Source organism: Streptomyces sp. NPDC057950, assembly GCF_042887295.1.
Classification (GTDB): Bacteria; Actinomycetota; Actinomycetes; order Streptomycetales; family Streptomycetaceae; genus Streptomyces; species Streptomyces kaempferi.
Genome location: NZ_JBHVPP010000012.1, coordinates 41,919 through 61,346, shown reverse-complemented (window position 1 = coordinate 61,346; position 19,428 = coordinate 41,919). Strand labels below are relative to the sequence as shown.

12 protein-coding genes and 2 pseudogenes are annotated in these 19,428 nt (G+C 67.5%); 7 read left to right on the top strand and 7 right to left on the bottom strand.

Going from position 1 to position 19,428, the window contains the following annotated elements; translation table 11 throughout:
• Positions 1-1,234 precede the first annotated feature (1,234 nt).
• On the bottom strand, positions 1,235-2,320 hold the full coding sequence (gene chvE, locus ACFVTC_RS20720) for a multiple monosaccharide ABC transporter substrate-binding protein (RefSeq protein ID WP_390128978.1): 1,086 nt from the start codon (positions 2,318-2,320) through the stop codon (positions 1,235-1,237).
• Between the two features lie 329 nt (positions 2,321-2,649).
• A complete protein-coding gene (locus ACFVTC_RS20715) occupies positions 2,650-2,781 on the bottom strand; it encodes a hypothetical protein (RefSeq protein ID WP_390128976.1) in 132 nt (43 codons plus the stop codon).
• A 373-nt stretch (positions 2,782-3,154) separates the two neighbouring features.
• Between ACFVTC_RS20715 and ACFVTC_RS20710 the strand changes: the two genes are divergently transcribed.
• From ACFVTC_RS20710 to ACFVTC_RS20700, 3 genes are all read left to right on the top strand, one after another.
• Positions 3,155-4,393, top strand: coding sequence for a sensor histidine kinase (locus ACFVTC_RS20710; RefSeq protein ID WP_390128975.1), 1,239 nt, complete (start codon positions 3,155-3,157; stop codon positions 4,391-4,393).
• Positions 4,390-5,076, top strand: a complete 687-nt coding sequence (locus ACFVTC_RS20705) for a response regulator (RefSeq protein WP_390128973.1) — start codon at positions 4,390-4,392, stop codon at positions 5,074-5,076. The genes ACFVTC_RS20710 and ACFVTC_RS20705 overlap by 4 nt, the downstream gene beginning before the upstream one ends.
• Before the next feature lie 154 nt (positions 5,077-5,230).
• Positions 5,231-6,142 (top strand): CPBP family intramembrane glutamic endopeptidase, encoded by a 912-nt coding sequence (locus tag ACFVTC_RS20700; protein ID WP_390128971.1) that lies wholly within the window; start codon positions 5,231-5,233, stop codon positions 6,140-6,142.
• 394 nt (positions 6,143-6,536) lie between these two features.
• Here the strand turns inward: ACFVTC_RS20700 and ACFVTC_RS20695 are convergent.
• A pseudogene (locus tag ACFVTC_RS20695) lies at positions 6,537-7,282 on the bottom strand (FadR/GntR family transcriptional regulator).
• Between the two features lie 105 nt (positions 7,283-7,387).
• Here ACFVTC_RS20695 and ACFVTC_RS20690 point away from each other — a divergent pair.
• A complete protein-coding gene (locus ACFVTC_RS20690) occupies positions 7,388-9,124 on the top strand; it encodes an IlvD/Edd family dehydratase (RefSeq protein ID WP_390128968.1) in 1,737 nt (578 codons plus the stop codon).
• Positions 9,125-9,171: 47 nt separating this feature from the next.
• Positions 9,172-10,359: a fumarylacetoacetate hydrolase family protein gene (locus ACFVTC_RS20685; protein WP_390128965.1), complete on the top strand. Its 1,188-nt coding sequence runs from the start codon at positions 9,172-9,174 to the stop codon at positions 10,357-10,359.
• Between the two features lie 605 nt (positions 10,360-10,964).
• On the opposite strand, the gene ACFVTC_RS20680 is transcribed toward ACFVTC_RS20685, so the two are convergent.
• The 4 genes from ACFVTC_RS20680 to ACFVTC_RS20665 form a co-directional block, all read right to left on the bottom strand.
• Positions 10,965-13,346, bottom strand: a complete 2,382-nt coding sequence (locus tag ACFVTC_RS20680) for a beta-glucosidase (RefSeq protein WP_390128963.1) — start codon at positions 13,344-13,346, stop codon at positions 10,965-10,967.
• Positions 13,347-13,721: 375 nt separating this feature from the next.
• Positions 13,722-14,618: a carbohydrate ABC transporter permease gene (locus ACFVTC_RS20675; RefSeq protein ID WP_390128961.1), complete on the bottom strand. Its 897-nt coding sequence runs from the start codon at positions 14,616-14,618 to the stop codon at positions 13,722-13,724.
• A gap of 1 nt (position 14,619) precedes the next feature.
• Entirely contained in the window at positions 14,620-15,522 is a 903-nt protein-coding gene (locus tag ACFVTC_RS20670; RefSeq protein ID WP_390128959.1) for a carbohydrate ABC transporter permease, read from the bottom strand.
• Positions 15,519-16,826 carry an extracellular solute-binding protein gene (locus ACFVTC_RS20665; protein WP_390128957.1) on the bottom strand — a complete coding sequence of 436 codons (1,308 nt, stop codon included), beginning with the start codon at positions 16,824-16,826 and terminating at the stop codon, positions 15,519-15,521. Before ACFVTC_RS20665 ends, ACFVTC_RS20670 begins: the two co-directional genes overlap by 4 nt.
• A 1,008-nt stretch (positions 16,827-17,834) precedes the next feature.
• Here ACFVTC_RS20665 and ACFVTC_RS20660 point away from each other — a divergent pair.
• The gene (locus ACFVTC_RS20660) at positions 17,835-18,872 is read left to right on the top strand and encodes a LacI family DNA-binding transcriptional regulator (protein ID WP_390128955.1); all 1,038 of its coding nucleotides are present in this window, start codon (positions 17,835-17,837) and stop codon (positions 18,870-18,872) included.
• 26 nt (positions 18,873-18,898) lie between these two features.
• Positions 18,899-19,051 (top strand): annotated as a pseudogene (locus ACFVTC_RS20655) (hemolysin III family protein); the annotation flags it as partial.
• Positions 19,052-19,428: the final 377 nt, after the last annotated feature.

Here is a 19,428-nt window from a genome sequence, read left to right as displayed (position 1 = left end):
AGTTGGCCGACCTCGCAGCCGACATCGACCGCCAGTTGAGTGTCGAAGAGCACATGATGCGTCCGTGGTGACAGCAAGCCGAGTGGGCTCGGATCCGCGGGGGTCCGCACTTCGGGCAGGCAGGCGTGGCCGTGAAGGTTCTTCGGCCCGGCCCCGATCGGAACTCGTGGACATGGGCGTGAGCGTCGGGGGCTTCGTCGATGCCGGGTTGCCGTGCGAGTCGGCCGGCAACCACTGCGGCCCGGGAACTCAGCGGAACTCCGAAGGACCCAGGGGATCGTCGTGCCCTCGAATCAGGGTCCGTGCAGCCGGAGTGAGCGGCTTCGACCCCCGCCTCCCGCGCAGAACGCCCAGGCCAGAACCGAGAATTGATGTCACTCAGACACAGTTGAGGGCCGCCCCGACGGCTGACGGTCCTTACCTGGACGGCCGGCAGGCTGTCGCCAGCGCGGGAGATGTCGGGCAAAATCCGCCGACGACGCAGTGCGTCGCGGTGGGCGTTTGGAGTCGTAGCCCTTGTCACCGAGCAGAGCTTCAGGTCTGCGGCGGGGCCAGGCGGGAGGGCCCGCGACGGGCGGGATCCCGTCGACCAGGGCGAGTGTCTGGGTGACATGGTTGACGTCGACCGCAGTCGTGATGCCCTTCAGCGGGATACCGCGTCCATCGCGGATCAGGTGATGTTTGCTGTCCGACTTCCGCCGGCCGACCGGCGACGGACCGGTGTCCCGCGCCCCCCTTTCGCACGGATCTGAGAGTTGTCCGCGCACGCACGTGACCAGTCGAGTTCGCCGTCCGTGTTCAGTCTGGCGAGCAGGACTCGGTGCAAGTGGTCGAGGTCTGCTGCCGTCTGCCACAGGTCCAGGCGGTCCTGGCAAATCGGGCTCGAGCCGCACCTCGGCTCCAGAAGCAGAAGTTGCCAGGCCATGTCGTTGTCGAGGACGGACGAGTTGCCCCGCAGGCAGAGTCGGACCGGCACTTGCTGCGGCAACGGCGACCGCTTCGGCCACGGCGGCGGCTCGATCAACGCCCACAGCTCATCGCTCACGATCCGCGGTCGACAGCCTCGATCAGTCAGCGGGAGTCGAGGCGTCCATGCGAGGCCGGTCGCCTCCGGCCTCCGTGGCAGGGTGTCGTTCGATCGGGAACCTTCTCGGAGGAGCAAAGGCAGGCATGGGTCTTCGGGCGGCGGAGTCCGTAAGCGGCCTCGCTGCCGACGGATCCCACTGTAAAGAAGCTACTTCAACTCATCCTCCGAGTACCATCCACCGCCGACGAGGACCTCTTTATAATTTGACTTGTCGACGCTGACCGGCTGCAGCAGGTATGCAGGGACTACCTTTACGCGGTTATCGTAGCTCTTCGTGTCGTTGATCAGCGGTTTTTTACCTTTGAGGGCGGAGTCGACCATGCCGGCAGTCACTTTGGCGAGTTTCCGAAGATCCTTGTAGACGGTCTGCGTCTGCTCGCCGGATATGATCGACTTGACCGAGGCGAGTTCAGCGTCCTGGCCGGTGATGACCGGCCAAGGCTTAGTCTTGGAGCCGTACGCATCGGACCTCAGCGCGGAGATTATTCCGATGGAGATGCCGTCATATGGCGAGAGTACAGCGTCGACTTTTCCCTGCTTGTACGACGAGGTGAGTATATCTTCCATGCGTTTTTGCGCGGTCGCGCCGTCCCATCGAAGAGTGGTCACACGGTTCAGCTCGGTCTGCCCAGACCTGACAACAAGCTGCTTTTTGTCGAAATAGGGCTGCAGAATTTTCATTGCCCCTTTGAAGAAATAGCGCGTGTTGTTGTCGTCGTTGGATCCGGCGAACAGTTCGATGTTGAACGGACCTTTCTTTGAGTCGTCCTCCAGCCCAAGCTTCTTTGCTATGTAGCCACCTTGCAGTTCGCCGACTTTCTCGTTGTCGAAGGAAGCGTAGTAGTCGACGTTCTTCGTGCCCAGGATGAGGCGATCGTAAGCGATGACCGGAATGTCCGCGTCCGCGGCCTGCTGAACGACATTATTCAGTGACTTATTGTCGATGGCTGCGATGACCAGCGCTTTGACTCCCTGCGTTATCAAGTTTTCGATCTGCGAGACCTGCTGGTCCGGATCGTCTTCGCCGAAGACCACCTTCGTTTTGTATCCTTTTGCCTCCAGTTCTTTCTTGACGTTCGCACCGTCGGCGATCCAGCGCTCGGAGGACTTCGTAGGCATTGCGATGCCGATCGTGGCTCCCTTGACGTCGCCCCTGTCGCTGTCACCGCCCTGTCCACAAGCCGACAAGGCTAAAGCGATAAACGCGGCGGGGACTACGTGTGAAGTCTTCACGTTGAGTGATTCCTTTTTTTGTGTTGTTTTTTGCTCGATGGTGCGAGAAGTGTGCGGCCTTCCGTCTGGTGGCCAAGTGGAGGTGCGGGCGAGATTCGCGATGTTCGATATATCGACAGCCGTTCGAAATCTGCGGCGGACTCTAGGAGAAGTGGAGTGGGGTGTCAACCGAGTGGACGCACCCTCTGGGAAACCGCTGGAGATCCCTTGGGGTGCGCGAGTTGTACTGGGTGTGCAGCAATCGCTTTCCGGCCTCTGCCGGTGATCAGACGTTGAAGCGGAACGATCAGCAAGTGCATGCCCGTGCCGCGGTCGCCGATGTATGGCCGCTACGGCGGTGAGCTGCCGCCGAGTTCCCGGCCCACCTTGGTGACGGTCTTGCGGGTCGAGCGGACGAGGGTGACCGCGCCCCGCTCGAACCCCTCCGTGTACCGCCTGCCGCGGTTGCTGCCACTTCCCACCTGGCACTACGTCCCCGGAAGCCGGTCGCCAGGTGTCAAGGTGTCCCACATCGAGGCGAAGCTCTATCCCGCAACGAGCCCCCGTATGCAATCGAGGCGGAGAAAGCCACCCACGATGTCGCTCTGCTGTGCCGTCTGTTGAAGGTGGCCCGTCGCCGAACTGCGCAGACTCTGACACCGGGCCAAGCGCAAGCGGGGCGGAACCGGTTCCGTGTGGACATGGCATCGCCGGGGCCACCCGCCACAAAGGCCGGGGCATGACCCGGCCGGGGAAGAAAGCCGTGCCCGCGGTACCAGGGGGTGCACGCCCCCCGTACATGTGTCTTGTCCGGACCCGATCCTCCGGTGTCCCCGGTGCGACTAGGCTCTGCGCGTGTCCAAGGCAACGGCGTCATCTCTCGTCGAGAACGTGCGGGCCTGCGCGGCGCGCTGGGGTGCGCTGAGCGTGTGGAAGCGGGACGTGGTGTTCACGTTGCTGCTCACTCCCGTGGTGTATGCGCCCGTGACCGCCCGGATCGGCGCGGAGTTCGGTGATCTGCCGCAGCGTTCCTACGACGTGGCCGGAGTCCTGCTGGCGATGGCGCTGTGGCTGCCACTGGTGCTGCGGCGACGGTGGCCGGGAATCTGCCTGGCACTGGTGGCAGGTGCGTTCAGTGTGCACGAACTGATGGGCTGCCCACAGACGTTGGCGAGTTGGGGACTGTACATCGCTCTCTACAACTTCGGTGCCCACGGGAGGCGCGCGGGAGGCGTACGCCTTGGCATGGGGGCGGCAGTGGCGACCGGGCTCTACGTGCTGTTCGCGCTCGGGCTGTACGGCAGGGGCTCGCCGCAACGGGCGACCGACTTCGTCCTCATCTACCTGGTGCTGGTGTGCTGTTGGGGTGTCGGTCGGGTGGTGCGGGCGCGGCGGGCGGCCGAGGAGGAACAACGACGTTTCGGCGTGGAGGCGGCAATGGCGAAGGAACGGGCGCGCATCGCAAGGGAGTTGCACGACGTAGTGACCCACCACGTCACCGCGATGGTTGTGCAGGCGGACGCTGCCCAGTACCTGCTCGCCGGCGCGCCGGACCGGGTGGCCGTGGGACTCGAGGCGATCAGCGACTCGGGCCGGCGCGCTCTGACAGATCTTCAGTATCTGCTCGGTGTGCTCAAGGCATCCGGCGATACGTCCTCCGCGGGCGGCACCGTGGGGGACCGGACACCGGCCCTCGGAAAGCTGAGCGACCTGGTGGAGCAGTCACGAGCGGCGGGACAGCCCGTGGAGCTGACCGAGACGGGGGAGCGGCGCCCGATGGCCACGGGCGTGGAACTGGCCGCCTACCGCGTGGTGCAGGAGACTCTGACCAACGCGCTCAAGCATGCCCCCGGGCATCGCACGAGAGTCCAAGTCCGTTACGGACAGGCGGAGATAGAGGTCGAGGTGACTACCGACGGAACGCCCTGCGTAGCCGTCTTGTCCCGAACCGGACCGCTCGTCCGCGGCGGCGGACACGGGCTGCTCGGACTGCGCGAACGGGTCGGGGTGTTCGGCGGCGAGTTGCTGTCGGGCAGTCGTCCGGACGGCAGTTTCATCGTCCACGCCCGCATTCCCTCAAAAGAGACCGTATGACTGCCACCGATACTCTGATACGCGTCTTGGTCTGTGAGGACCAGGAACTGGTCCGTACCGGTTACGTCACCATCTTTGGCGCACAGCCGGACCTGGAGGTCGTGGGGGAGGCCGCGGACGGCCGCACGGCGGTGGAGTCCGCGCGGCGCCTGCGCCCGGACGTGGCGGTGATGGACATCCGGATGCCGGTCCTGGACGGCATTGAGGCGACCCGATTGCTGGCGGGACCTGGCGTCGTCGATCCCGTGAAGGTCCTGGTGGTCACCACCTTCAACCTCGACGAGTATGTGTACGAGGCGCTGAAGGCCGGGGCCAGCGGATTCCTGCTCAAGGACGCGCCGCCGCGTGATCTGGTGCACGGGATTCGCACGATCGCAGCGGGCGAGTCGCTGCTGGCGCCCGCCGTCACCAGGCAGCTCGTCGGCCGGTTCGCCGACCGCATCCGTACCCCGCGCCGGACCGCCGCGACCGAGGCGCTCTCGGTTCTCGCGCCCCGGGAGACGGAGGTGCTGCGGCTCATCGCCGAGGGACTGTCGAACGCCGAGATCGCCGACCGGATGGTCATCAGCCGCGAGACGGTCAAGACGTACGTGTCGCGCATCCTGACCAAGCTCGACCTGCGCGACCGCGTTCAGGCGGTTGTCCTCGCCCACCGGGTGGGCCTGGTCACCGCCCACGACTGACCTCTTCCCCTGCCCCGCGCACGCGACTGTCCCCCGAGCGAGCTACACGCGACTGTCCACCCGGGGGCGACGTGCCTCGCCGGTACTCACTCATAGCGTTCCTGTCGTCAACACAGCGGCAGTCGGGCCGCGGTGCCGCAGGTGAGGAAACGCAATGACGCAGAGTTCGCTCAGGTCGCGCACCCCGTTCAAGAACGTGCGGCCGCCGATGTCCACGGGCGGACGGCTGGTGCTGATGGTGGTGCTGTTCCTGGCGGTGACGGCACTGGCCGCCGGGATACGGGCTGTCGCGGGGACCAACCCGTTCCTGTCGGTGATCGCCGGCGCCGTCGTGGCGGTGGGCGCGCTGAAGTTCTACGCGGTGGTCGTACGAGCGGTGGAGAAGCGCGCGCTGCCCGAACTGGACGCGACGGCCGCCGTCTCCGGACTCCGGACCGGCACCCTTCTCGGACTCGTCCTGTTCACCGCGACGATCGCGTTGATCGCCGTGTTCGGCGGATACGGCACGAAGGGCGGTGTCTCGTTCGGCGCGGCGATCGCCGTGCTCGGGACGATGGCGGGGGTCGCCGTCGTCGAGGAACTGCTCTTCCGCGGGATCATCTTCCGGCTGGTCGAGCAACTGGTAGGAACACGGGGCGTGTTGGTAATCACCGGTGTGCTCTTCGGCGGCCTGCACCTGGTCAACTCCGGGGCCACGGTCTGGGGTGCGCTGGCTATCGCGGTGGAGGCCGGCTTGATGCTCGGCGCGGCCTACGCCGCCACCCGTACCCTGTGGCTGCCGATCGGCCTGCACTTCGGCTGGAACTTCGCCGAGAGCGGCATCTTCGGCACCACGGTTTCCGGCAACGAGGGAACCCCGGCGGGCCTGCTCCACGGCGTACTGTCCGGTCCGGTGGCCATCACTGGCGGTACTTTCGGTCCCGAGGCGAGCATCTTCGCCATCATCATCTGCGCCATCCCCACGGTCCTGTTCTTGCGCACGGCGAAGCGCCGGGGCCACCTGTACACCCGCGCGGGACTGAAAACGACCACGGGCACGGGAGCCGGGACCACGACGGCGCCCTGAGCACAGGACACGATCGCTGACCCGCACCGGGCTCCCAGGTCGCCGACCTGGGAGCCCGGTACGGGTCGGACGGCTGAGCTCGCGGCGGCCAGGGATCGGCTTCGTCGCGGTCGGCGTAGAAGCGGGGAGCGAGCGGTTCCGCATCGCCCCAGCATGACGCCGGCTTCGGCGGTGGACGTCACTGGAGCCTGGCGCCGCACGGGTCGGACCGTACGTCCTGGGAGCACAACGGCGTCGGAGAACCGGCGGCACCCCACTGGAAAGCCGGATTCACGATGAGCAACGACCGCCAAGGCACGGACACGGCCCGCCCGGTGGCCGGACGAAGATCACGTTGGCGTGGACCGCTTCCGTGCTCCTGCTCGCGGCGCTGCGGGGCCGATGCCGTGGGACGTCATACGGCATCGCTGCGCATCGGTCCGGGTGACTGGGCGATCTCCTGTTCGGCGGCTTCGATGATGGCCAGTACGGCGGCCGCCGCGGCCGTAGGATCGCCTGCCTCGACGGCTTGCACGACGGCGCGGTGACCCGGCAGTGAGGCTTCCACCGCGCCGGGGGTCTGGGTGCTGACGAGGAAGCTGTGTTCCAGTGCGATGTCTACTGCGCGGCCCAGTGAGCCGAGGAGACGGTTGCCGCTCGCGTCGAGCAGCGCCCGATGGAAGGCGATGTCGGCCTCGACGTAGCCGCTGCGACCGGGTTCCGCCGCCGCGGCCTGCATCGCCGCCAGGCAGTCGTACAGGATTCGTACATCGTCGGGACCGGCCCGGTCGGCAGCGAGTCGGGCCGCCTCGGGTTCGACGATCCGGCGCAGTTCACCCGTGTCGCGCAGCAGAGCCGTGGCGTCCCCGGCCTGTTTCCAGCGCAGCACGTCACGGTCCAGGTGGTTCCAGTGCTCCGGGGGCAGCACGCGTGTGCCGGTGCGCGGGCGCACATGCAGCATCCCCTTGGCCACCAGTGCCTTGACCGCCTCCCGCAACACCCCCCGGCTGACGCCGATCTCGGCTGCGAGGGCATCCTCGACCGGCAACGGATCCCCCGGCTCCCACGCTCCACCGACGATGCGCCGCCCAAGCTCGTCGACCACGCGCTGGTGCGTGGTGAGGAATTGCACCACGATCCCTGCTCACCCCTGGACGTCATTCATCGAATCATTCAATGATTGTGTTGAAGGGTAAGGCCTGTGGGTCCTCACCTGACAACGCCCCATCGCGAAGCGGACGACGCCAGAGCCACGGGAGTGCCTATATGACCGACGGTCAGAAGACGAGCCGCCGCAGCCAGGCATGGTTCGGCGCACAGGGTCGCAGCGGGATGGTCCATCGTTCCTGGATGCGCAATCAGGGATTCGGGCACGAGGTGTTCGACGGGCGTCCCGTCATCGGCATCGCGACCAGTGCCTCCGAACTCGCGCCCTGCAACGCCCATTTGACACGCGTCGCCGAGGCCGTAAAGCGTGGCGTGTGGCAGGCGGGCGGCCTACCGCTCCAGTTCCCCACCATGGCCACCGGCGAGACCCTGATGCGCCCCACCGCCATGCTGTACCGCAACCTCATGGCCATGGAGGTGGAGGAGCTGATCCGGGCCAATCCGCTCGACGGCGTCGTGCTGCTGTCCGGTTGCGACAAGACGACCCCCGCCATGCTCATGGGCGCCGCCAGCGTCGATCTGCCCGCCGTCATGGTCACCGGCGGACCGATGCTCAACGGCAAGTACCGGGGAATGGACGTGGGATCCGGCACCCACGTGTGGAAGTTCGAGGAGGACCTGAAGACCGGCCGGATGACCGAGGAGGAGTGCTTCTTCGCGGAAGGGTGCATGGCCCGTTCCGACGGGCACTGCATGACGATGGGGACCGCCTCGACGATGGCCTGCATGGCCGAGGCGCTCGGCATGCAGTTGCCGGGCTCGGCGGCCTGGCCCGCGGTCGACTCACGGCGGATGGAAACCGCGCAGGCGGCGGGGCAGCGCATCGTGGGGATGGTGAGGGAGGAGCTGCGCCCCTCGCAGATACTGACGCGGGAGGCGTTCGAGAACGCCATCCGGGTCAACGCGGCCATCGGCGGCTCCACGAACGCCATCATCCATCTCCTTGCCGTCGCCGGACGCGTCGGCGTCGAGTTGACCCTGCGGGACTTCGACGACCTGGTCCGTGCGGTGCCGACCCTGGTCAACCTGATGCCCAGCGGCACATACCTCATGGAGGACTTCTGCTACGCGGGCGGTCTGCCCGCCGTCATGACCGAGCTGCTCGGCGGCAAGCTGCTGCACGGCGAACAGATCACGGTCAACGGACGCACCATTGCCGAGAACACCGAGAACGCCGAACGCATCGACTCCGACGTCATCACCGGCCTCGACGCCCCCTTTCAGCCGGCGGGCACCGGTATCGCCGTCCTCCGAGGAAACTTGTGCCCCGACGGCGCCGTGATCAAGCAGTCCGCCGCGTCACCGCACCTGCTCACCCACCGCGGCCCCGCGCGTGTCTTCGACTCCCCCGAGGCATATCACGAGGTGGCCGACGACCCGGAACTCGACGTCGACGAGAACACCGTCATCGTCATCCGCAACGCCGGCCCCAAGGGGTACCCCGGGATGCCCGAGGTCTCCAACGTCCCGCTGCCCACCAAGCTGCTGAAGGCCGGCGTCAGGGACATGGTGCGCGTCTGCGACGGTCGGATGAGCGGCACCGGGTACGGGACGGTGGTCCTGCACGTGGCTCCCGAGGCCGCCGTCGGCGGACCTCTCGCGCTGGTGCGCGACGGGGACCCCGTCGTCCTCGACGTCCCGAACCGCATCCTGCGCCTGGATGTGGACGACGCCGAACTCACGCGACGCCGGCAGGCATGGAGAGCACCCGCTGAGCGGCACACCAGCGGCTATGCCTGGCTCTACACCCAGAACGTGGAACAGGCCGATCAAGGCGCCGACTTCGGTTTCCTGCGCGGAAGCCGTGGACACGAGGTCCCCCGGGACTCCCACTGAGTTCACCCCCGGCGACCGCACCCCTCGAATCCAGGAGAGCATCGATCGTGGAATCGGCAGCAGCCCGCCCTCGTCCGGTCCTCACAGCCGGTTCCGTCGTGCCGGAGGACGCCGACCGAGCCGCTCTCGTCGCGCGCGTCCACAACCCGGAATGCGACGGACCGTGTGTGGCCGCGGTCCGCGGCGAGCAGGTCGTCGACCTGACAGCCATCGCACCCACCGTCTCCGATCTCATGGAACGCGACGACGCGGCGGCAGTCGTCCGCGAGGCCGACGGCGGACACGCCTGGCGCCTGGACGCACTGCTCGAGGCACCGACCGGCTGCCGCGACGTTCCGCACCTGCTCGCCCCCGTCGACCTGCAGGTGATCAAGGCCGCGGGCGTCACCTTCGCCCGGAGTCTGCTCGAACGTGTCATCGAAGAGCGCGCGGGCGGCGATCCGGCACAGGCCGCACGGGTCCGGGCCCGAGTCGGGCAGGTGGTGGGCGGTGCGCTCGACGGCATCCGTCCGGGATCGCCGGAAGCGGCCAAGGCCAAGGAACTGCTCGTCTCCGAAGGACTGTGGTCGCAGTACCTGGAGGTCGGGATCGGGCCGGACCCGGAAGTGTTCACGAAGGCCCCGGTACTGTCCGCGGTCGGCACCGGCGCCGACGTCGGAGTGCTCGGCACCTCGGTGTGGAACAACCCTGAGCCCGAGGTCGTCCTCGTCGTGGACTCGCGCGGCCGGGTGCGTGGAGCGACGCTCGGAAACGACGTCAACCTCCGCGACATCGAGGGACGCAGCGCCCTGCTGCTGTCCCGTGCGAAGGACAACAACGCCTCATGCGCGATCGGGCCGTTCATCCGGCTGCTAGACGAGGGCTTCGATCTCGACACCGTACGCTCGATCGACGTCGACCTGCGGATCGACGGCACGGACGGCTACGTGCTGCATGGCAGCAGTTCCATGCGCGAGATCAGCCGCGACGTACTGGAACTGGTGGCCGCCACGCATGGTCCACATCATCAATACCCGGACGGTTTCGTCTTGTTCACCGGAACGCTCTTCGCTCCCACCGAGGACCGACAGGCCCGGGGCACGGGCTTCACTCACGAGTACGGCGACATCGTGCGCATCTCCAGCCTGCGGCTCGGCGCTCTCGTCAACACCGTCGTCCCCAGCGAGCTCGCCGCGCCATGGACATTCGGCGTAGGGGCGTTGATGCGCAACCTCGCCCGGCGCGGCGTGCTGTGACGTGACGGGGGAAATACGGCCACCACCGAATGCAGGGTGACCGCCTGGCGTCGGAGCGGCGGCTTGTCATGAAGTGCCGGCCCGGTCGGTGGACTCGAGCCGTGGCAGTGCGTGGTGTTGGTGATGTGTCCGTGCATCGGGGTGATACCGATGTGGTTCTCCGTGGGGAACATCCACGTCTTCTCCCCGGTGGGCGGCTTGCCGCCGCCGCGCCTGAGGGGGCAAGGGGCCTGATGGTGACGTCGCGCCAGTCCTGCACCTGGGCGCGGTCGGCGTACGGGCTCCCATGCCCAGCAGTTCACCCGCACGCCCCACACGCCCCACACGCCCCGCCGGTCCCCAGGTACCGCCGATTGTCCGGGACGCTCTTCGAACCGGACCGGCGCCGCGGTCACCTTGCCGGTGCGGAACCCGGCCGCGGCCAGGTGACCTTCCCCCTCGAGGCGTGGGCGCCTGCCCTGAACGTTTCTCCCCGCGCGGATGTGTCAGGCTGCGTGGTCACGGGTCGCCCGGCAAGTACCGGACCCGGACCACCACATGCCTGGTCCCGTGGTTCCGTGCGCGCAGCGCTGCCGCTGCTGCGACGTGCGCTGCGCACACCCGCGTCATGCCCGAGCGGCCGGCTCCTGCCCGATCGTGGCGTGCAGGCGCCGCGTGTGATCCAGGTGGCGCTCAGATCCGGTCAAGGTGAGTCTGGTCGTCAGACGCGGATCCGCGCTGGACGCAGCCAACCGCACGTGCAGCTCGCCCGCTTCAACGACGCGCCGGCCGTCACGTCCGGTGAAGGAGGCGAGGTCGGCCGGGAGGGTGACACGGAGGAGGCGGGCTTCGCCCGGCTTCAGTTCGACCCGGGTGTAGCCGATGAGGCGCTGCACCGGCTGGACGACGGAGGCAACCGGGTCGTGCAGATAGACCTGGACGACCTCCGTCCCGGAGCGCCCGCCTGTGTTGCGGACGGTGAAGGCCAGGGAGAACTCTCCGTCCGTCGGCGCCTCCTGGACGTCCACGGTCAGGTCTGTCCACTCGAACCGCGTGTAGGACAGGCCGTGGCCGAAGGCGAACGCGGGGGTCGGGTCGATGTTGGACACCTCGCTGGCGTGAGCGAGCCGCGATCCGAGATAGGTGGACGGCTGGGAGCCCGGCCCGCGCGGCACGCTGACCGGGAGACGTCCGGAGGGATCGGTACGGCCGCTGAGCACCCCGGCGATCGCGTGAGTGCCCTCTTCACCAGGAAAGAAGGACTGCACGATCGCAGCGGACTCCTCCACGGCGCGGCCGAGGGCGTACGGTCGTCCAGCGAGCAGCACGGTGACCACGGGTGTCTCCAGGTCGAGCAGAGTGTCGAGCAGTTGCTGCTGCGCGCCGGGCAGCAGCAGCGCCTCGACGTCGCATCCCTCGCCGCTGGTGCCCCGTCCGAAGAGGCCGGCGCGGTCGCCGAGTACCACCAAGGCGACGTCGGCCTCGCGTGCCATCTGGGCGGCCTCGTGGATGCCAGTGAGGTCTCCGTCGTCGATTCCGGTGCCGCGGGCGACCGTGATCTCGGCGTCGGGGAACTCGGCGGTGAGAGTGTCGCGCAGCGTGGGCAGGTCGATGCCGAGCGGGGTACCAGGGTGGCGGACGCCGATGTGCTGGGGAAAGGAGTAACAGCCCAGGACAGCGATGGGCTCGTCGGCGTTGGGACCGAGCAGGGCGATGCGGCGCGGCCTCTCGAGCGGTAGGGTCCCGTCGTTGCTCAACAGTACGACCGCCTCTTCGGCGACCGTGCGGGCCAGCGCGCGGTTTTCCGGGCCGTCCAAGTCGATCCGGCCGCGGAGGCCGGACGGATCGTCCAGGTCTGCCCCGTCGAGCGCGGCCGGCACGGGGTTCCAGTCCGGGTCGAGCAGGCCGAGCACCGCCTTCTGGGTGAGCACCCGGCGCAGGGCGCGATCGACCAACGCCTCCGGTATGCGGCCGTCGGCAACGGCCTGGGCCAGGGGCGCGCCGTACGTCTTGACATTGGGTAGTTCGACGTCGATGCCCGCGCGCAGCGCCGCCCCGGCGGCGCCGCCCCAGTCGGCTGCGGTGCCGTGCAGGGTCTTCAGGAAGGCGATGGCGAAGTAGTCGGCGACGACCGTGCCGTCGAAGCCCCATGTGTCGCGCAGCAACCCGGTGAGCAGGTCCTCGTCGGCTGCGGAGGGTATGCCGTCGGTGTCGGTGTAGGCGCTCATGACCGACCGGGCGCCACCTTCGCGGATCGCCATCTCGAATGGAGGAAGCAGAACGTCGGCGCGTTCACGCGGGCCCACGGAGGAGGGAGCGAGGTTGCGGCCGGCGCGAGAGGCCGAGTAGCCGACGAAGTGCTTGAGGGTGGCGACGATCCCGGCGGACTCAAGGCCCTGCACGTATGCCGTCCCGATGGTGCCGACGAGGTACGGGTCCTCGCCGATGGTCTCCTCGGTCCGGCCCCAGCGGGGGTCGCGCACAACATCCAGGACGGGCGCGAGTCCCTGGTGGATGCCGACGGCACGCATGTCGCGGCCGATGGCGGCGGCCATGCGCCGCACCGTGTCCGGATCGAAGGTGGCGCCCCAGGACAGCGGAACGGGGTAGGCCGTCGCCCCCCAGGCGGCGAAGCCGGCCAGACACTCGTCGTGTGCGAGAGCGGGGATGCCGAACCGGTTCGTGGCGGCGATACGAGTCTGGGTGCGGGCCAGGGAGAGCGCACCCAGGGCGGGGTCGACCGGGACCGTGCCGAAGGGCCGGGTCAGCTGGCCCAGTCCGGTGGGCAGGAGCGCGTCGAGATCGACGGCCTCCTCCATGTCGTGCTGATGGGGGGCCACTTCACCGCCCTGATCGGAGGCGCCCACCCACACTCCGTACAGCTGGGCGGACTTCTCCTGAAGGGTCATCGCGTCGATCAGGGCGTCGACCCGCGTGGTGACGGAAACGGTGGGGTCGTTCCAGAGACGGGTTCCGGGGGTGTTCTCTACAGCCACGTTGGCGTTCACTTTCCTCCCACGCCCATCAGGCCCTTGGGCAGGGCGCGACGGCGAACAGGTAGACGAGCGGGACTTGAGACGGGGCGGATCGTGTCCGAGCTACGGCGTCGGCCCGGATTCGCTTCGCCCGCACACCGGGGGACGATGCTGCCGCTGCATCCAGGGTTGATGCGGGTCTTGTCGCCCGAGCCGGCCGATGAGGTAGTGGCCGAGTTCGGCACGTGCGAGCAACGGTTGTGGAGCTCGGCTTGCCGTGTCTCACCGCGATTCGGCGGAACGGGCTGCCGTGGCCCAGGCCGAACACGACTGGCTGGTGGGGCGATCCCGCAGCTCACGGAATGTCTCCGACCACAGGCCGGCCACCGGCCACGGCGGCAGCGTCGATCAACGGCTGAATCCGGCGGTCAGACCGCTCAACAGCTGACGGCGGCCGAACGCGTACAGCACCAGGGCGGGCAATGTGGTGAGGACGACGGCGGCGAGAACGGCAGGGACATTGACCCCGTACTGGCCCTGGAAGGTCCAGAGGGCGAGCGGCAGGGTCCGGCGTTCAGGGTTCTGGGTGAGGAGCAGCGGCAGCAGGAATCCGTTCCAGATGGTCAGTGCGTTGAAGATGGTCACGGTGAGGATGGCTGGTCGGGTGAGGGGTGCCGCCAGCCGCCACAGCGTCGTCCATTCGGTGGCGCCGTCGACGCGCATCGCGTCGAAGAGCTCTTTGGGTACGTCGCGGATGAAGTTGGCGAGCACCAGTACCGACAGCGGGATGGCGAAGGCGATCGACGGGAGGATGAGTGCCAGCAGAGTGTCGTACAGGTGCAGTTTGATGATGATCAGATAGACCGGGATCACCGTCGCCTGCAGCGGGATGGCCAGGCCCATGAGGAAAAGCCCGTTCACCGCGCGTAGGCCCCGCATGCGCCAACCGCGAACGATCGCGTAGGCGGCCATGAAGGAGAAGACGACCGCTGGCACCACGGCGCCGGCGGTGACCACGACGCTGTTCACGAAGTAGCGAAGGAAGTCGGACTCGATGACCATCCGGTAGTTGTCCAGCGTCGGATTGCCCGAAGGCACCAGCGGGTTGCTCGCGTAATAGCGGCTCCGGGCCTTGAAGCTGGTGATGACGGCCCAGTAGAGGGGTACCGCGACGACGAAGAGCCAGAGCCATCCGGCCAGGCCGCCGGCCCAGTTGTGCCGGCGGGCCGTCGGGAGAGAGTGGTGTTGACGCTCGCGGTGGGTGACCTTCTGCGATCGTCGCGGCTCGGTCGGCGTGGTGTTCACGTCAGGCCCCTTCGAGTTGGCTCGCGCCGGCGTCCCGGCCCCCGAGTCGGCGCAGCAGAAGGGCGAGAGCCAAACCCACCAGGACCAGGATCACCGCGATGGCGCTGGCCGGTCCCATCAGGCTGGCCTGGAATCCCCGCTTGTACATGTCCAGTGCGAGGACTCGGGTGGCGTCGCCGGGGCCGCCCTCGGTCAGGACGAAGATGAGGTCGAAGAAGGTCAGCGACCCGACGACCATCAGCGTGGACGAGGTGATGACGGTGTATTTCAGCTGGGGCAGCGTGATACTGAAGAACTGCCGGATCCGTCCGGCCCCGTCCAACTGCGCCGCCTCGTATAGGGACTTCGGAATCTGCTGGACACCGCCCTGGTAGATCAGGGAGTGGAACGGGATGAACTGCCAGGAGACGACGAAGATGACGAGCCCGAACGCGAGTCCGGGCCGGCCCAGCCAGTCTTGGCTGAGCACCTGGATCTTCAGCCCCGCGCCGAGCCCGAAGTTGGGGTCCAGCAGTGCTTTGTAGGCGATCGCGATCGCTGCGGAGCTGAGCATCAGCGGGAGGAAGTACACCACTCCCAGCACGGCTCGGTAGCGCTGGCGGCCTGCCAGGAACGCGCCGAGCAGAATACTCAGCGGCGTCTGGACGGCCCAGGAGACGGCTATCACCAGAAACGTGACCCAGAGGGCGTGCGGCAGCCCCGGGTCGGTGAGCACCGCACGCCAGCTGGTCAGCCCCGACGGGTGGATGGCACCGATCCCGTCCCACGTGGTGAAACTCAGCGCGAAGACACCGGCGAGCGGAATCACGGCGAAGCCGACGAAGACCGCCAGTGCCGGCGTCGCCAGCCACGGCAGGATGCTGCGCGGTTCGCGACGCGGCGGATGGCTGGTGGGTGAGCTCATTTGCCGGTGACCGCGTTGAGGTTGTCGGCGAACTGCTTCGGCGAGATGGACATCTGGAACAACTTGGCGATGTTGCTCAGCAGGGTCTCGGCGGCCGTCGGACTGAGCGCTTGGTCCCAGGACTGACCGAACACTTTGGCCTTGCTGGCGATGTTGTAGGTGAACTGCAGGAAATCCGCGCTCTTGGAGGCGGCCAGCAGTTTCTCGGTGCCCAGCCGGATCGGAACCGACCCGTTGTCGATCCACTTCTTCACCTCTTCGTCCTGGAGGACGCCGGTGGTGAAGAAGTCCTTGGCGATCTTCTTCTGATCGGCGCTGGCCTTCGAGGAGATGGACAGGTACTGGGCGGGGTTGCCGACGGTGTCGCTCGGATCGCCCTTGCCACCTTCGACGGGCGGGAAGGTCATGTAGCCCAGCGCGCCGCTGGAGACGAAGTCCCCACCGTCGGCCTGCTGGATGCCGTACGACCAGGCGCCGTGCAGCATCATCGCGGCCCTGCCGGTGTACAGCAGTGCTTGGTCGGCGTTTGAGTCCGCGGTGATCGAGGAGAAGCCCTTGATGAACCCGCGGGCTTTAACCAGCTCCTGCACCTTGGTCAGCGCCGTGATGGCGTCCGGGCTGGACCAGGCGTTCTTCTCGCCTTCGATGATGGCCTGGAACACCTCGGGACCACCGATGCGGTCGAACAGGAATTCCAGCCACATCATGTTCGTCCACCGGGACTGCCCGCCGAGGGCGAACGGTGCTATGCCCTTCGCGTTGAACCTGGGCACGAGCGCCATGATGTCGTCCCAGGACTTCGGCGGTTGCACTCCGACCTGGTCGAAGACCTTCTTGTTGTAGTAGAGGATGATCGGCTGCACGGTCTCGCACGGCATCGCGTAGATCTTGCCGTCGACGGTTGCCGCGCCGAACGAGGACGGGAACAGCTGTTTCTTGACCTCGGAGTGCTCGTCGAACCACGAGGTGAGGTCCTCGACCTGGCCCGCTTCCACGTAGGTGCGCAGCGTCCCGCCGCCCCAGCCCCAGATGATGGTGGGCGCCTGCCCGGCACCGATGGCGGTCTTGATCTTCGTCTTGTACGCGTCGTTCTGGTACGTGGTGTCCTTGATCTGTTCCTTGGGGTGGGACTTGTTGAACGCCTTCACCGCGCCGGCTCTGACGCCTTCCTGCGGCTGGCCGTTCAGGTACCAGTACGTGGCCCCACCGCCTTTGCCCGGACCGGACGAGCCGCAGGCCGCCAGCGCCGCCGAGACCGGCACGCCGGTGGCCAGAGCGAGGAGGGTACGTCGGGAGAGCGCCATGTTTGTCTCCGCACTCGAGAGCCACCGGCTCTCGTGAGTCATGGTGAAAGGTTTTCGAAAAATCCTTCTCTGAGCTCCGTTCGAGCAAATTAGGTTTCGGGCTGACGCTGTGTCAAGAGTTGCGTAGGAGCGTTGTCGTGACTGAGACAAGCTGCGTATCCTCGAGTGAGAGCACCCTCGAAAGTCGTAGGCAGGGATCGAAACTGTTTCGAAAAGGGATCGTTCAGGGCGAGAGGTGATGCGATGGCCGCGGCTGACACGCTGTCGGTGCAGGTCATGCCACGAAGCCCAATCCGCGTCACGCCGGATCGGGTCGTCGCCCTCCTGGTGGAGACGGTGGTGGTAGGCAGGCGCGCACGGCTCGGCAGCCGCTGGGGCGACAAGCGCCTGGGGCGTCCTGCCGAAGGCGGTGACGGGCAGGTCGAGAGTCTGCAAGTGGCGCCGCCTCCGGACGGTGTGTCCGCCGGAATTCGGGCGCGTTCCGCCGGCAGAAGTCCCTGCTACGGTCTCGGTCCCCCCACCCGGGTGTACGGCATCCGCCGGTGACCGAGGTGGAGAGCGCCGGACTGCTTGTCGAGTCGCAGCCCGTGGTCGCAAAGGCGTCCCGACGCCAGCGTCATTGTGCCGGCGGCCGGTCCGGGCTTCACGCCCGGCCAGGAGGACGCGGCGGCGATCGCCTCGGCCGGCCGGCTCCTGCCCACCAGGTTGCCCGTGCGGTTCCCCCGCCGTCCTGGCGGTAGGGTCGGCCACAGCCCGACACTTGGCCCGCTGCGCCCAGGCGCGGCTACAGCCGGGCGCATGTGTACAGGTCGATGTGCATGCCGATCTGACTGCGTTACCGGACGTGATCTCACGCGGATCGCCGGGTGTGCCGAGGTCGAGGGCCTCGTCGACACCTCCCCGGGACGAGCTCGGTGCCGGGTTGCCGTACGGTTGACCGGTTCCACCCGCGTTGCCGGCCCGACCGGCGGCTCACCACACTGGTGGACGTACAGCTCGGAGGAACCGATGCGACCGAACGCCAGGCGCACCACTTTGGCGGACATTGCCCAAGCGGCTGGGGTCTCCGTGGCGACCGTGTCCAAAGTGGTCAACGGCCGCGGTGACGTGGCGCCGCACACCCGCACCCGGGTGCAGGAACTGCTGCATCAGCACGACTACCTCGCGCCTGTGTTCCGCCACACCGAGGCCGACGAAAGCCCGACCATCGAGGTCCAGTTCAAGGGCGGCCTCAAGTCGTACGTGGCCGAGACACTTGATGGCATCATCGACTCCGCCGCCGAATTGGGGGCCTCAGTGGTGATCAGCAAGGCGTCCCATGCCCCGCACTGGGCCCGGGACCTGGTCTCGGCCGGCCGCCGAGCCGTCATCGCGATCACCAGCGTGTACACCGCAGCGCACCTGAACGAACTGGCCCGGTCAGGGCTGCCGCTGGTCGTGCTGGACCCCCTGCACCTGCCGGACAGCCGGGTGCACAGTGTCGGGGCGACCAACTTCGCCGGCGGCCTGGCAGCGACCCAGCACCTGCTCTCCCTGGGCCACCGCCACATCGCCTATCTCGGCGGACCGGGCATGGCCGTATGCAACCAGGCACGTATGCACGGCTACCGCGCTGCCATGGAGGCGGAAGGAGCGCAGGTACCCAACGCCTCCGTCCGGCCCGGAGAATTCACATACGAGACCGGTTTGCTCGGCGCGAGGGCGCTTTTGGAACTGAAAGAGCCGCCGACGGCGATCTTCGCAGGCAACGACGAGATCGCCGTCGGTGTCATCGAGAGTGCCCGTGCCCGAGGCCTCCGCGTTCCCGACGACCTGAGCGTGGTCGGCTTCGACGACACAAGCCTCGCCCAGATGGCCTCACCGCCACTGACCACCGTGCGCCAGCCACTCCGGGAGATGGGCGGTGCCGCCCTGCGCACCGCCCTTCGGCTGGCCAACGGCGAAAAGGTCGAGTCCCACCACATCGAACTCGCTACCGAACTCGTGGTACGCGCCTCAACGGCGCCGCCCCGCGGAGAGACTTCGGCCGCAGGTACTCGCGGGTGAGGGGTTGCAGGATCAGTGAACGGGTCGGAGACGACTTCTACACCGCGGGCACGGTCGTCTACGGACTCGAGCGCCCCGACCCGTCCCCGGCCTGGTTCGGCTTCCACGAGATCTTCTACGCCCTCACCGTCACCGCCTTCACCACGCACTACACAGCGATCCTCCTCGCGGCCACCTGACCGCGCGCTGACGGACTGCCACCGCTACTGCTCCCGGGTACCCATCGCGCAACATCACCCGCACCCCAAAGCGCGTTGAGACGAGGTCATCGCCCCACCCAGGGGTGGGACGAGTACACCGCCGGCCGGGAAACGCCGGTCGATCGCTCACAGGAAGGCCGGCATGCGCGTGCGGGTCTTCGACGGACGGGCTTCGGCCTCTTCCACGGCACCGGCGGGCAGTACCTGGCGTGCGACGTCCTCCCAATCCGCGACAGCTACCGGATCCAGGTCGTCGACGTCAGGGCGTCCGGTTCGTTGCCCGCGGGCCACGGAACCGGCGCCCGGGCGGGGGCGGCGACAAGGCCCACCGCGCCCACAAAAACCAGTGAGCGGAG